12 protein-coding genes are annotated in these 13,685 nt (G+C 53.8%); 8 read left to right on the plus strand and 4 right to left on the minus strand.

The features are described from left to right. Positions 1-98: 98 nt before the first annotated feature. Complete coding sequence (gene bolA, locus RHN82_RS04555; RefSeq protein ID WP_047051135.1) at positions 99-416, minus strand: transcriptional regulator BolA; 318 nt, start codon at positions 414-416, stop codon at positions 99-101. 303 nt (positions 417-719) lie between these two features. On the opposite strand from bolA, the gene RHN82_RS04560 reads away from it, so the two are divergent. The 7 genes from RHN82_RS04560 (at position 720) to cyoE (ending at position 8,082) form a co-directional block, all read left to right on the plus strand. After that, entirely contained in the window at positions 720-1,298 is a 579-nt protein-coding gene (locus tag RHN82_RS04560; protein WP_047051136.1) for a lipoprotein, read from the plus strand. A 45-nt stretch (positions 1,299-1,343) separates the two neighbouring features. Then, positions 1,344-2,819 carry a muropeptide MFS transporter AmpG gene (ampG, locus tag RHN82_RS04565; RefSeq protein WP_047051137.1) on the plus strand — a complete coding sequence of 492 codons (1,476 nt, stop codon included), beginning with the start codon at positions 1,344-1,346 and terminating at the stop codon, positions 2,817-2,819. Positions 2,820-3,297: 478 nt separating this feature from the next. Then, the gene (gene cyoA / locus RHN82_RS04570) at positions 3,298-4,245 is read left to right on the plus strand and encodes a cytochrome o ubiquinol oxidase subunit II (protein WP_047051138.1); all 948 of its coding nucleotides are present in this window, start codon (positions 3,298-3,300) and stop codon (positions 4,243-4,245) included. Positions 4,246-4,261: 16 nt separating this feature from the next. Beyond that, positions 4,262-6,253 (plus strand): cytochrome o ubiquinol oxidase subunit I, encoded by a 1,992-nt coding sequence (cyoB, locus tag RHN82_RS04575; protein ID WP_045334475.1) that lies wholly within the window; start codon positions 4,262-4,264, stop codon positions 6,251-6,253. Then, the gene (locus tag RHN82_RS04580; RefSeq protein WP_003859057.1) at positions 6,243-6,857 is read left to right on the plus strand and encodes a cytochrome o ubiquinol oxidase subunit III; all 615 of its coding nucleotides are present in this window, start codon (positions 6,243-6,245) and stop codon (positions 6,855-6,857) included. The genes cyoB and RHN82_RS04580 overlap by 11 nt, the downstream gene beginning before the upstream one ends. Next, on the plus strand, positions 6,857-7,183 hold the full coding sequence (locus tag RHN82_RS04585; RefSeq protein ID WP_006809888.1) for a cytochrome o ubiquinol oxidase subunit IV: 327 nt from the start codon (positions 6,857-6,859) through the stop codon (positions 7,181-7,183). Before RHN82_RS04580 ends, RHN82_RS04585 begins: the two co-directional genes overlap by 1 nt. An 11-nt stretch (positions 7,184-7,194) precedes the next feature. After that, positions 7,195-8,082 carry a heme o synthase gene (gene cyoE / locus RHN82_RS04590; protein ID WP_003859062.1) on the plus strand — a complete coding sequence of 296 codons (888 nt, stop codon included), beginning with the start codon at positions 7,195-7,197 and terminating at the stop codon, positions 8,080-8,082. A 41-nt stretch (positions 8,083-8,123) separates the two neighbouring features. Here cyoE and fucU read toward each other — a convergent pair whose 3' ends face one another. From fucU to fucI, 3 genes are read right to left on the minus strand one after another with little or no spacing between them, the layout of a single operon-like run. Continuing rightward, positions 8,124-8,552 carry an L-fucose mutarotase gene (gene fucU / locus RHN82_RS04595; RefSeq protein WP_047051139.1) on the minus strand — a complete coding sequence of 143 codons (429 nt, stop codon included), beginning with the start codon at positions 8,550-8,552 and terminating at the stop codon, positions 8,124-8,126. Beyond that, positions 8,545-9,948 (minus strand): L-fuculokinase, encoded by a 1,404-nt coding sequence (gene fucK, locus RHN82_RS04600; RefSeq protein ID WP_049019393.1) that lies wholly within the window; start codon positions 9,946-9,948, stop codon positions 8,545-8,547. The genes fucU and fucK overlap by 8 nt, the downstream gene beginning before the upstream one ends. Before the next feature lie 48 nt (positions 9,949-9,996). Further along, positions 9,997-11,775: an L-fucose isomerase gene (gene fucI, locus RHN82_RS04605; RefSeq protein WP_032657382.1), complete on the minus strand. Its 1,779-nt coding sequence runs from the start codon at positions 11,773-11,775 to the stop codon at positions 9,997-9,999. 408 nt (positions 11,776-12,183) lie between these two features. Here fucI and RHN82_RS04610 point away from each other — a divergent pair, with 408 nt between their 5' ends. After that, positions 12,184-13,683 carry a sugar ABC transporter ATP-binding protein gene (locus tag RHN82_RS04610; protein WP_047051141.1) on the plus strand — a complete coding sequence of 500 codons (1,500 nt, stop codon included), beginning with the start codon at positions 12,184-12,186 and terminating at the stop codon, positions 13,681-13,683. The last annotated feature ends 2 nt before the right edge of the window (positions 13,684-13,685 follow it).

Below are 13,685 nucleotides of genomic sequence, written 5' to 3' on the forward strand. Positions count from 1 at the left end.
GCTCAAAACTCAGACAAAACAAAACGGCCCGAAGGCCGTCTTGACGAAATCTGTAAGCAACATACTGGAAAAACTCCGGCGGTTGCAAATCCGATTTATCAGGCGATGGAGCCTGCACCCCGACAAGGCGGTGATGCGAATACCGTATCCTGTAGCCCTTCCCATTCCTTAATGGTGTAGGTATGCAGCGCCAGCGCATGTACGGTTGTGGAGAGTTCTTCCGTCAAGGTGCTGTAGATCAAGCGGTGTCGGTTCAGGAAACGTTCTCCCGTGAAGCGATCGCTGACCAGAACCACTTTAAAGTGGCTTTCAGAACCTGCCGGCACGTTATGACGATAGCTTTCGTCGACAACTTCGAGAAACACAGGGTTGAACGCTGCCCTTAATTTTTCTTCTATCTGTTCACGTATCATCATGAAATCACTCCTCCGACAACGCTAAGATGTCACCCATCCCTTTAAATATTAGCCGCTTTTACCGGTTCCATTACACCTTGACAACAAATATTTAGCTTTCGTCTGATTTTCTCATCCAAACGAATGAAGTTCACTATGTGGTTCATACGTTTTGTCACTTACAGGCAGAGAAAAGCGGAAAGGTGGTCAGTTTTCGGACAAGGCGATGAATTTACATGCGTTGACCACTTCCCCTGGCCGTTGGCGATGTTATGATGGCGGCAATTTTTCTCTCTTTGCTTACGATTCGTTGAGAACCCGAAAATGTTAAAAAAACTCTTCTTTCCGTTGCTAGCACTCTTTATGCTCGCCGGCTGCGCGACTCCGCCGACGACCATTGACGTTTCACCAAAAATTACCCTGCCTCAGCAGGATCCAAGCCTGATGGGCGTTACGGTCAGCATTAATGGCGCCGATCAGCGTCAGGACCAGGCGCTGGCGAAAGTGACTCGCGACAACCAGCAGGTCACGCTGACCGCCTCCCGCGACCTGCGCTTCCTGTTGCAGGAAGTGCTGGAGAAACAGATGACCTCCCGTGGCTACATGATTGGCCCAAGCGGCGCGGTTGATCTGCAAATCATCGTGAACAACCTGTACGCTGACGTCTCCCAGGGTAACGTTCGCTACAACATTGCGACCAAAGCCGATATCGCCATCATCGCTACCGCGAATAACGGCAACAAAATGAACAAAAACTACCGTGCAAGCTATTCCGTTGAAGGCGCATTCCAGGCCTCCAACAAAAATATCGCTGACGCGGTTAACAGCGTGCTGACTGACACCATTGCTGACATGGCACAGGACACCAGCATTCACGACTTCATCAAGCAGAACGCCCGTTAATCCTGCTGACTGACCCGGTGCTTCACCGGGTCAGTTCATAAGAACATGTCCAGTCACTACTTACGTATTTTCCAGCAACCGAAATCAGCTATTCTGCTGATCCTTGGTTTCGCCTCCGGTTTACCCCTTGCGCTCACCTCCGGCACGTTACAGGCGTGGATGACGGTTGAGAACATCGATCTTAAAACCATTGGTTTCTTCTCGCTCGTCGGCCAGGCTTACGTCTTTAAGTTCCTGTGGTCGCCGGTGATGGATCGCTATACCCCGCCGTTCCTCGGGCGCCGTCGCGGCTGGTTAGTGATGACGCAGGGTCTGCTGTTGCTGGCCATTGCCGCAATGGGTTTCCTTGAGCCGTCAACACAGCTGCGCTGGATGGCCGCGCTTGCGGTGGTCATCGCCTTCTGTTCCGCTTCGCAGGACATTGTTTTTGACGCCTGGAAGACGGACGTCCTGCCAGCGGAAGAGCGTGGCGCCGGTGCGGCAATCAGCGTGCTTGGCTACCGCCTGGGTATGCTGGTTTCCGGCGGACTGGCCCTCTGGCTTGCCGATCGCTATCTCGGCTGGCAGGGAATGTACTGGCTGATGGCCGCTCTGCTGATCCCCTGCATTATTGCCACGCTATTCGCGCCTGAACCGAGCGATGTGATTCCGGTCCCCCGCTCGCTGGAGCAGGCCGTCGCCGCACCGCTCCGCGACTTCTTTGGTCGCAATAATGCCTGGCTTATCCTGCTGCTGATTGTCCTTTATAAGCTCGGCGACGCTTTCGCCATGAGTCTGACCACCACCTTCCTGATCCGCGGCGTCGGATTTGATGCGGGCGAGGTCGGCGTGGTGAACAAAACCCTGGGGCTGTTTGCCACGATCGTCGGCGCGCTGTACGGCGGCGTATTGATGCAGCGCCTGTCGCTGTTCCGTGCTCTGCTGATCTTTGGCATCCTTCAGGGCGCATCGAATGCCGGTTACTGGCTGCTGTCGATCACCGACAAGCATATGATCAGCATGGCGACGGCGGTATTTTTTGAAAACCTGTGTGGCGGTATGGGCACTGCGGCATTTGTTGCCCTGCTGATGACGCTATGCAATAAGTCATTTTCCGCCACCCAGTTTGCGCTACTCTCTGCCCTTTCTGCCGTCGGGCGCGTATACGTTGGCCCCGTCGCGGGCTGGTTTGTTGAAGCCCACGGCTGGCCGACGTTTTATCTCTTCTCGGTGGCGGCGGCGGTGCCGGGGATTTTATTGCTGCTGGTCTGTCGCCAGACGCTGGAATATACCCAGCGGACGGAACATTTCATGCCGCGCACGGAATATCAGGCTGCTTACCGGTTTGCCCTGCGTCTGCTGATGGCTGGTTGTCTTGCGCTGGTAGTGTGGCTCGCGGTACTCATCATGAATGCGACGACCACCTTGTCGCTTCCGTTTGAAACCCACCTGCTTGATGCTGGCGTGTTTCTCGCCATCGTGGGTATCCTGACCGGTGGGTTGCTGGATTTCATGTCACTGCGGAAAACGCAGATGACATGAAGTAAAAAGCGAAAGGTTATTTCCCGTTGTAATAACGACACGAAATTATAACGGTGAAATAACCGCCATCGGCAAAAAAAATATTTGTTGTTTTGTGCGGGATAGCATTCGGAAATTATTGGAGCTTATTTCGCTACGCTATTTTCCGTTAAACGATTCAGCATTCGAAAGATTGAATTTTCGTTTTTTAGTTGTCTTTTTATTGATAATTAATTGTTAATTATTTGTGTATTTTCCGCAATGGTTATACCAATTGTCCCTTTTGCGGTATGCTGGGGCACCCTTTCGTTATAACGCCCACTCCGTGCGGCTTCCCCCGGGAAACGCGACATAATTTGCAACACTTGTGACATGTGCGGCAGAACCCGGTAACACCTTCCTGACACAGGGCTAATGATGTTTACAGTAATGTAACCTTCCCGTAAAATGCCCCCACACTTTAAACGCCACCAGACTCCCGTGGAATTGAGGTCGTTAAATGAGACTCAGGAAATACAATAAAAGTTTGGGATGGTTGTCATTATTCGCAGGCACTGTATTACTCAGTGGCTGCGATTCTGCACTACTAGACCCCAAAGGACAGATTGGACTGGAACAACGTTCATTGATACTGACGGCTTTTGGCCTGATGTTGATTGTGGTTATTCCTGCCATCTTGATGGCTGTTGGTTTCGCCTGGAAGTATCGTGCGAGCAATAAAGATGCGAAGTATAGCCCTAACTGGTCACACTCCAATAAAGTGGAAGCTGTGGTCTGGACGGTACCTATTCTGATCATCCTGTTCCTTGCTGTACTGACCTGGAAAACCACTCACGCACTTGAGCCGAGCAAACCGCTGGTTCACGATGAAAAACCTATTACCATTGAAGTGGTCTCCATGGACTGGAAATGGTTCTTCATCTATCCAGAACAGGGCATTGCTACCGTGAATGAAATCGCCTTCCCGGCGAACACTCCGGTTCAGTTCAAAGTGACCTCCAACTCCGTAATGAACTCCTTCTTCATCCCACGTCTGGGCAGCCAGATTTACGCGATGGCCGGTATGCAGACTAACCTGCACCTGATCGCGAATGAAGCAGGCACCTACGACGGTATCTCCGCCAGCTATAGTGGCCCGGGCTTCTCGGGTATGAAGTTCAAAGCTATCGCTACGCCAGACCGCGCGACTTTCGACCAGTGGGTTGCAAAAGCGAAGCAGTCTCCAAACACCATGTCTGACATGGCGGCGTTCGAAAAAGTGGCTGCACCTAGCGAATACAACAAGGTGGAGTACTTCTCTAACGTGAAACCGAATCTGTTCAAAGATGTTATTGGCAAATTTATGGTTCACGGCATGAGCATGGACATGACCCAGCCTGAAGGCGAGCACAACACGCACCAGGGTATGGAAGGCATGGACATGAGCCACGCGGAAACCGCTCACTAAGGGGCCGAGGAAGAAAATGTTCGGAAAATTGACACTGGATGCAGTGCCCTACCATGAACCGATTATTATGGTTACGGTGGCTGCAATTATCATTGGTGGCGCGGCCTTAGTTGGCCTGATCACTTACTTCGGTAAGTGGAGCTACCTGTGGAATGAGTGGCTGACTTCGGTTGACCACAAAAAACTCGGTATCATGTACTGCATCGTCGGTATCGTCATGTTAATTCGTGGCTTTGCGGATGCAATCATGATGCGTAGCCAGCAGGCGCTTGCGTCTGCGGGTGAAGCCGGCTTCCTGCCGCCGCACCACTATGATCAGATCTTTACCGCCCACGGCGTTATCATGATCTTCTTCGTGGCGATGCCGCTGGTAATCGGTCTGATGAACGTGGTCGTTCCGCTGCAAATCGGCGCGCGCGACGTTGCGTTCCCGTTCCTGAACAACCTGAGCTTCTGGTTCACGGTTGTCGGCGTTATCCTGGTTAACCTGTCACTGGGTGTGGGCGAATTTGCTCAGACCGGCTGGCTGGCCTATCCGCCGCTGTCGGGAATTGAGTACAGTCCGGGCGTGGGCGTTGACTACTGGATTTGGGCGCTTCAGCTCTCCGGTGTCGGTACCACCCTGACCGGTATCAACTTCTTCGTGACCATCCTGAAGATGCGTGCACCAGGAATGACGATGTTCAAGATGCCAGTATTTACCTGGGCATCTCTGTGCGCCAACGTCCTGATTATCGCGTCGTTCCCAATTCTGACCGTCACCATCGCGCTGCTGACCCTGGATCGCTATCTGGGTACCCATTTCTTCACGAATGATATGGGTGGCAACATGATGATGTACATCAACCTGATTTGGGCCTGGGGTCACCCGGAAGTGTACATTCTGGTTCTGCCTGTCTTCGGTGTGTTCTCCGAAATCGCGGCAACCTTCTCGCGTAAACGTCTGTTTGGTTACACCTCTCTGGTGTGGGCAACCGTGTGTATTACCGTTCTGTCGTTCATCGTTTGGCTGCACCACTTCTTCACCATGGGTGCGGGCGCGAACGTAAACGCCTTCTTCGGTATCACCACCATGATTATCGCCATCCCTACCGGGGTGAAGATCTTCAACTGGCTGTTCACCATGTACCAGGGCCGTATCGTGTTCCACTCAGCTATGCTGTGGACCATCGGCTTCATCGTGACCTTCTCCGTAGGTGGGATGACCGGCGTACTGCTGGCGGTACCGGGTGCTGACTTCGTTCTGCACAACAGTCTGTTCCTGATTGCGCACTTCCATAACGTTATCATCGGTGGCGTGGTCTTCGGCTGCTTCGCTGGTGTGACCTACTGGTGGCCAAAAGCGTTCGGTTTCACCCTGAACGAAAAATGGGGTAAACGCGCGTTCTGGTTCTGGATCATCGGCTTCTTCGTGGCGTTTATGCCGCTGTACGTGCTGGGCTTCATGGGGATGACCCGTCGTCTGAGCCAGCAGATCGATCCGCAGTTCCACCCAATGCTGATGATTGCAGCGGGCGGCGCAGCGCTGATTGCCTGCGGTATTCTGTGCCAGCTGATTCAGTACTACGTGTCTATCCGTGACCGTAACCTGAACCGCGACCTGACCGGTGACCCGTGGGGTGGCCGTACGCTGGAGTGGTCTACCTCTTCTCCACCTCCGTTCTATAACTTTGCCGTAGTGCCGCACGTTCATGAGCGTGACGCATTCTGGGAAATGAAAGAAAAAGGTGAAGCGTACAAGCAACCTGAACATTACGAAGAGATCCATATGCCGAAAAACAGCGGTGCGGGCATCGTGATTGCCGCCTTCGCAACGGTATTTGGTTTCGCAATGATCTGGCACATCTGGTGGATGGCGATTGTTGGCTTCGCTGGCATCGTAATCAGCTGGATTGTGAAGAGCTTTGACGAGGACGTGGACTACTACGTACCAGTCCGTGAAGTTGAAAAGCTGGAAAACCAGCATTTTGACGAGATTTCTAAAGCGGGGCTGAAAAATGGCAACTGATACTCTGGCGCACTCAACTGCCCACGCGCATGAACATGCGCACCATGATACAGGACCGACGAAAGTCTTCGGTTTCTGGATCTACCTGATGAGCGACTGCATCCTGTTCTGCTGTCTGTTCGCAACCTATGCCGTTCTGGTGAACGGCACAGCGGGCGGCCCGACCGGTAAGGACATCTTTGAACTGCCGTTCGTTCTGGTTGAAACCGCACTGCTGTTATTCAGCTCCATCACCTACGGCATGGCTGCTATCGCCATGTACAAAAACAACAAGAGCCAGGTTGTCTCCTGGCTGGCGTTGACCTGGCTGTTTGGTGCTGGCTTTATCGGGATGGAAATCTATGAATTCCATCACCTGATCATGGAAGGTTTCGGCCCGGATCGTAGCGGCTTCCTGTCAGCGTTCTTCGCGCTGGTAGGCACCCACGGTCTGCACGTAACCTCGGGTCTGATCTGGATGGCGGTGCTGATGTTCCAGATCTCCCGTCGCGGCCTGACCAGTACTAACCGTACCCGTATTATGTGCCTGAGCCTGTTCTGGCACTTCCTGGACGTGGTATGGATCTGTGTGTTCTCTGTTGTCTATCTGATGGGGGCGATGTAATGAGTCATTCTAACGATCATGGCGCTTCCCACGGCAGCGTAAAAACCTACATGACAGGTTTCATCCTGTCGATCATTCTGACGGTGATCCCGTTCTGGATGGTGATGAACGGTTCTGCATCTAAGCCGGTTATCCTGGGCGCAATCCTGGTGACCGCGGTGATTCAGATTCTGGTGCATCTGGTTTGCTTCCTGCACATGAACACCAAGTCCGATGAAGGCTGGAACATGACGGCCTTTATCTTTACCGTGATTATCATCGCTATCCTGGTAGTCGGTTCCATCTGGATTATGTGGAACCTTAACTACAACATGATGGTTCACTAAGAGCGGCGAGTATGTTTAAGCAATACCTGCAAGTCACGAAACCAGGCATCATCTTTGGCAACCTGATCTCCGTAATCGGAGGGTTCCTGCTGGCCTCTAAAGGCAGCATTGATTACACCCTCTTTATTTACACGCTGGTCGGTGTGTCACTGGTGGTTGCGTCCGGTTGTGTATTTAACAACTACATCGACATGGATATCGACAAGAAGATGGAAAGGACCAAAAATCGGGTGCTGGTTAAAGGCCTGATTGCCCCTTCCGTCTCGCTGGTGTACGCCACCTTGCTGGGTATTGCTGGCTTTATGCTGCTGTGGTTTGGTGCTAACCCACTGGCCTGCTGGCTGGGGGTGATGGGGTTCGTGGTGTATGTGGGCGTCTACAGCCTGTATATGAAACGTCACTCCGTCTACGGCACGCTGATTGGTTCTCTCTCCGGCGCTGCGCCGCCGGTGATTGGCTACTGCGCCGTCACGAACGAGTTCGACAGCGGTGCGCTGATCCTGCTGGCTATCTTTAGCCTGTGGCAGATGCCGCACTCCTACGCCATCGCGATTTTCCGCTTTAAGGATTATCAGGCGGCGAACATTCCGGTTCTGCCGGTCGTGAAAGGCATTTCGGTTGCCAAGAACCACATCACGCTCTACATCATCGCTTTTGCCGTGGCAACGCTGATGCTCTCTCTGGGCGGTTACGCCGGATATAAATATCTGGTGGTAGCAGCTGCGGTGAGCGTCTGGTGGCTCGGCATGGCCCTGCGCGGTTACAAAGTGGAAGATGACAAAGTCTGGGCACGCAAGCTGTTTGTGTTCTCGATTGTCGCCATCACCTCCCTGTCCGTGATGATGTCCGTAGACTTCATGGTGCCTGATTCACAAAACCTGCTGACTTACGTCTGGTAAGAAGACTGAAGTAAAAACGCCGGGTTTAACCCGGCGTTTTTTTATGGGTACGGCGTAACCCCTTTCTTTAACAGTATATTGCCGTATTTCGCGGTCTCGCCCGTCACCACAATGGCGTACGCTTTCTGTGCCCGCGCATAAAACGCATAACGGTCAATACGCGTAATCCCCTCCCCTTCCGCCTCACCAAAGAGTGCGTTGCGATAGCGCGCTTCGACCTGGATATCGAGCGTATCCCCGTCGACAGGGGCCATCATCACCAGCGGTGGCGCATAGCTGTCGAGTTCAAACAGCGGTATCACCGCGGCCAGCAAATCGCTGATGAGCAGGCCATCTGCGCGGATCGTCTTTGGCCCAAGGCTGTTTGCGGGAAAGTGAGCATCTGCAAAAATAATCTCGTCACCATGACCCATCTCTGCCAGCGTTTTCAGCAGCTCGGGTGAAATCAGAGGGGATATCGTTTTAAGCACAAGGTTGCTCCTCAGGATAGAAATAACGGTAACGATAGTGGACCCGATCGCGAGCAGCCTCAGCGCTGGCCGTTTCCCCGACGCCCCACCATCCGTACAAAGACGCCCCCAGTACGGTCGTATCAGCCTCTTCAAGAACCTTCACCGGGATCCCAAGCGCATTGGACTTGAGCTGATTCCATAGCATATTGCGGCTACCTCCCCCCACCAGCAGGAGTTCACGCGCCTTAAATTGCGCGATCGTCTCCAGCGCCAGGCGTTTTTCTTGCAGATGCACCGTGAGTCCTTCCAGGGCTGCGCGGTAAAAATGGGCTGGCGTGGTGGTGAGCGTAACGCCCTGCCAGCCGGCGAGTGGAGAATCGAGCAGTTGGGTATTCATCGTGACGCCATCCGCGCCATTCGGAATTGCCGCCGCCTGAGCCAGAATAGTGTCCCAGTCGGTACCAGGCGACCAGAACAGCGCGCGGATCCACTCCAGTACGCCAGACGCCAGATATTGCATTCCCGGATTATAGAGCCCCGTCCGGCTATCCAGTTCGCAGGTCGCGCCCGGGTATTGCCCCAGCAAAGCGGTATCAACCTGCGTGGTGCGCGCCATTAAAATCTCCCAGGTACCCGAAGAGAGAACTGGCTCATTAATTCCCGCTCCGGCGCCAAAAAGGGCAAACTGCGTGTCGTGCCCGGCGGAGATCACCGGCACACCGCAAGGCAATCCGAGCCTGGATGCAGCGTCGGGCCGCAATTCACCAATCCTTTCTCCGGGGGAAACCAGCGGCGGGAAAAGGGAATGAGGCACGCCGATCTTGCTTAAGATCGTTTCGCTGAAGCGCTGCTGATGCAGATCGAACATCTGACTGGTACCGGCCATCGTGAGATCGGTCGTCATCTTTCCGGTCAGGCGATGGTTGATTAGCGAGGAGATAAAAAGCCAGGCGTGAGCACGCTGTAACAGATCGGGATGGTTGTCCTGAAGCCAGCCTAGCTTATACAACGTGTTGAAACTAAACTGCCCAACGCCGGTGATCTGCTGTAGTTCAGCCGGGGAGCATGAACGGGCCACCGCTTCCATCACCGGCACGGTTCGTGGGCACTTCCAGCTGATGATCGGGTAAAGCAGTTCTCCCCGCTCATCTACCAGTGCGCCATCCACGCCAAAGGTCGTCACACTCATTCCGCACAGTTGATGCTCGCTCAGCGCTGCGCTGATTTTCTGACAACAGACGGCAAACCGTTGCATGATGGCGTCGAGCGACCACTGGTGCCAGGCCGGATTTTCAGCGGCGCTTTCGCTTTCGTTCGCCACCGCGGCGCGCGCCACAATATTCCCTTCGGGATCCAGCGCAATGGCGCGCACGTTCGTCGCGCCACAATCGAGAACCAGAAAACATTTTTTCATCGCGGTCCCCACAGGCTGCCAGCCCGCCGGAGCAGGCTGGCAGGCCGGTTAATGTTTGTATAACGGTCCGTAATTTTCACAGGCGCGGTAATCCTGCCCTTCCGGATCCATACCGTGAGCGCCCCAGGCCGTCGGCCGATAAATCAGCGCCTCCGGTACGTTATGCATGCATACAGGGATGCGCAGCATGGACGCCAGGGTGATGAAATCAGCGCCGACGTGCCCGACGGTTAATACCCCGTGGTTAGCGCCCCAGTTCGCCATCACTGAATAGACGTCGCTGAACGGGCCTTTACCGGTCAGGCGTGGGGCAAACCAGGTGGTAGGCCAGGTTGAATCGGTGCGCTTATTCAGAATGTCATGTACGTGTTCCGGCAGCTCAACACTCCAGCCTTCCGCTATCTGTAATACCGGACCCACACCCTTGATGAGGTTTACGCGGGTCATGGTAAATGGCACGCCACCCCGGGTGAGGAAGTTTGATGAGAAACCGCCCCCGCGGAAGTATTCATGCACCGCCGGACACCAGTGGGTTGCGGCCAGGCACGCGCTGGCTTCCTGCTCAGTAATGTCCCAGTGTGGTTTCAGGGTCGGTTTCCCCTCGGCGTCTTTCTGCTCCGCTGTACCGTCCAGCGCCGCCGAGCCGGAGTTGATCAGATGAATAATGCCGTGCTCAGCCCGTCCAGTGAGCTTCTGGCCGGTAACACGCTCCACCGACTCCGGCGACCAGTAGGTGCGTACATCAGCAAAAATCTGCGCGGTGCCGGTCATCAGATGCCCAAACAGCATCGCCACCCCGTTCAGGCTGTCATTTTCCGTCGCCACCACCAACGGCTGGCGAATACCGTTCCAGTCGAAAGAGCTGTTCAACAGCGCCTCTGCGGTATCGCCATTTGGATACTGATCCGTCCAGTGGCGCTGCCCCTGGAAACCGGACGCAATGGCGTTATAGCCCAGCGATTCCTCCACGCGGCCCATTGCAGCGAGTTTAGGGTTGCCCTGCATCATGTCGCGGATGCACATCGCCATTAGCAGGCTCTCCCGCAGGATCGCGGCATTTTCCTGTTCATTGCGACGATACTGCTCCGCGTTTTTATCCTCGCCGAAACGGAAATGTGCCTTCGCCCAGCTCAGGGCCAGCTCAAGTTCTTGCTCGTCGTAAATCTTATGATCGATGCGGCGACGCAGTTCGGTCATATCCACCGCCTGCACCTTCATCCCCAGCCAGGATTCAAAGAAGTTGTGATCGACAATCGAGCCTGCGATCCCCATTGAGACACCGCCCACCGACAGATAACTTTTCCCCTTCATGCTGGCGACCGCCAGGCCCGCCCGGGCGAAGCGCAACAATTTTTCCTCAACGTCTGCCGGGATGGTCTCGTCGCCCGCATCCTGTACATCGTGGCCGTAAATGGAAAACGCCGGGATCCCTTTCTGGTTATGCGCTGCCAGCGCCGCCGCGAGGTATACCGCCCCCGGACGCTCGGTGCCATTAAAGCCCCAGATCGCTTTCGGGCGCAGCGGATCCATATCAATGGTTTCACTCCCGTAACACCAGCAGGGGGTGACGGTGATCGTCAGACCAACGTGGCACGTGCTGAACTTCTCTTCGCAAGCGGCGGATTCCGCCATTCCGGCAATGCAGCTGTCGGCAATTACGCACTCTACGGGCGTACCGCAGGGGTGGCGTAATTTTTCAGTGAGTAGCGCCGCCGTGGCTTTCGCCATGTTCATGGTCTGCTCTTCCAGAGACTCGCGTACGCCCATTCGGCGGCCATCAATAACAGGTCGAATGCCAATCCGGGGTAACGCTTTTATCGTTTTCATAGCCCTTCCTCACGTTGGTTAACCTATCCGTCTCAGGGGCATAGCCGTGAAAAAGCGCCCGGGCAGCACCGTGAACGGAAAGTGGTGAAATTTGCTAACTCGAATTAGCTTAGAGTTCTCCCTAAAAATGAGACAAGATAAATGTGCAGGATCTGTGAGCAGTTTCACGATGAGAGGTCAAAATTCGATCAGCGTCAGGTATTACGATTCAGCAAAAAACTAAATATATCGTTTAAATTCAATTAAATAACAAAATACCTTTGCACGGCGTCACAATTTGAATACAAATGATTTGGCTAAATTATGACCCTAAAATAGCTTTTAAGGACGAAAGCTAAGTCGAGTTAGCTTATTAACCAAATCACTGTGGCTTGTGATTCATTGCCTTTCCAACACAGGAATTTTGCAATGTCAGAGACTCTTATTCAGATGACGCGCATCACCAAACGCTTTCCCGGCGTGCTGGCGCTGAATCAGGTTGATTTCGATTTACGCCGCGGCGAAGTACATGCCCTGTTAGGTGAAAACGGTGCCGGCAAATCGACGCTGATGAAAATATTATCCGGTGTTTACCAACCCGATTCCGGTGAAATTCGCTTTGAAGGGCAATCCGTATCATTCAGCGATCCGCTAAGTGCTCAGCACGCAGGTATTACGATTATCCATCAGGAATTTAATCTCTTTCCCGATTTAACCGTGGAAGAGAATATCTTTATTGGCCGTGAATTCTGCAAAAATAGCCGCTGGCAGTTAGATAAACGCGCCCAGCGACAGGCGGTTGAGAAAATACTGCACACGCTGAATTTAAAAATCGCCCCGGACGCCCGCGTCAGTGAATTAACCGTAGCCCAGCAGCAGATGGTGGAAATTGCCAAAGCGATTTCGGTCAATGCCAAAGTGCTAATCATGGATGAACCCACCGCCGCGCTGACCGAAAGTGAAATCGAGAGTTTGTTTGACGTCACGCGGATGCTCAAGGCTCAGGGCACGGGGATAGTCTACATCTCGCACCGCCTGGAAGAGCTGGCTCTGATCGCCGATCGTGCGACCGTCATGCGCGACGGACAATACATCGCCACCGTGGATTATGAAACGGTTCAGATCGGCGAGCTTATCGCCATGATGGTTGGCCGCAATCTCGATAACATCTACCCAAAACGCCCGCCGCCTCAGCGCAGAGAAAAAGTGCTGGAAGTGAACGGCCTGACGCGAAATGGTGTACTGCACGACATCAACTTTACCCTATGGCGCGGTGAGATCCTCGGCCTCGCTGGCTTGATGGGCGCAGGCCGAACGGAACTGGGCCGGGCCCTGTTTGGCGCCGATGCGATCGACGCCGGTACCCTGACGCTGAACGGCACCCCCACACGGATTAAAGACGTGGCTGACGCCATTGAGAAAGGCATCAGCTATTTAACAGAAGACCGCAAAAAAGAGGGACTCGCCCTCGGCCTTTCCGTTGAGATGAACATTATGCTCGGCAATTACCCGGACTACGCTGGCGTCGTGGGTAATGTCGATGAAAAACGCTGCCGGGAGTCCAGCCAGAAACTGGTGGATGCGCTGCGAATAAAAACGCCGCATCTGGAACAGGCGGCACTGAATTTAAGCGGCGGTAATCAACAGAAGATCATTATTGCCCGCTGGGTCTGTAAAGATACCGATATTTTAATTTTTGATGAGCCAACCCGGGGAATTGATGTTGGCGCCAAGCTGGAAATTTATGAACTAATGAACCGCCTTGTCGCTAAAGGTAAATCGATCATCATGATTTCATCCGAACTGCCGGAAGTATTAGGAATGTGCGACCGCATACTTGTGATGCGCAGCGGCCGCATTGCCGGCGAAATAGAGGCTGAGCACGCCACCCAGGAAAAAATCATGCAATACGCCACGCTGGAGGATTAATC

The organism is Enterobacter cloacae complex sp. EB5, assembly GCF_031432835.1.
In the GTDB taxonomy this organism is placed as follows: Bacteria; Pseudomonadota; Gammaproteobacteria; order Enterobacterales; family Enterobacteriaceae; genus Enterobacter; species Enterobacter hormaechei_C.

Bases quoted from the DNA above. Each gene is read 5' to 3' on its own strand.
- bolA (WP_047051135.1), bottom strand. From the start codon at position 416: ATGATGATACGTGAACAGATAGAAGAAAAATTAAGGGCAGCGTTCAAC.
- RHN82_RS04560 (WP_047051136.1), top strand. From the start codon at position 720: ATGTTAAAAAAACTCTTCTTTCCGTTGCTAGCACTCTTTATGCTCGCC.
- ampG (WP_047051137.1), top strand. From the start codon at position 1,344: ATGTCCAGTCACTACTTACGTATTTTCCAGCAACCGAAATCAGCTATT.
- cyoA (WP_047051138.1), top strand. From the start codon at position 3,298: ATGAGACTCAGGAAATACAATAAAAGTTTGGGATGGTTGTCATTATTC.
- cyoB (WP_045334475.1), top strand. From the start codon at position 4,262: ATGTTCGGAAAATTGACACTGGATGCAGTGCCCTACCATGAACCGATT.
- RHN82_RS04580 (WP_003859057.1), top strand. From the start codon at position 6,243: ATGGCAACTGATACTCTGGCGCACTCAACTGCCCACGCGCATGAACAT.
- RHN82_RS04585 (WP_006809888.1), top strand. From the start codon at position 6,857: ATGAGTCATTCTAACGATCATGGCGCTTCCCACGGCAGCGTAAAAACC.
- cyoE (WP_003859062.1), top strand. From the start codon at position 7,195: ATGTTTAAGCAATACCTGCAAGTCACGAAACCAGGCATCATCTTTGGC.
- fucK (WP_049019393.1), bottom strand. From the start codon at position 9,948: ATGAAAAAATGTTTTCTGGTTCTCGATTGTGGCGCGACGAACGTGCGC.
- fucI (WP_032657382.1), bottom strand. From the start codon at position 11,775: ATGAAAACGATAAAAGCGTTACCCCGGATTGGCATTCGACCTGTTATT.
- RHN82_RS04610 (WP_047051141.1), top strand. From the start codon at position 12,184: ATGTCAGAGACTCTTATTCAGATGACGCGCATCACCAAACGCTTTCCC.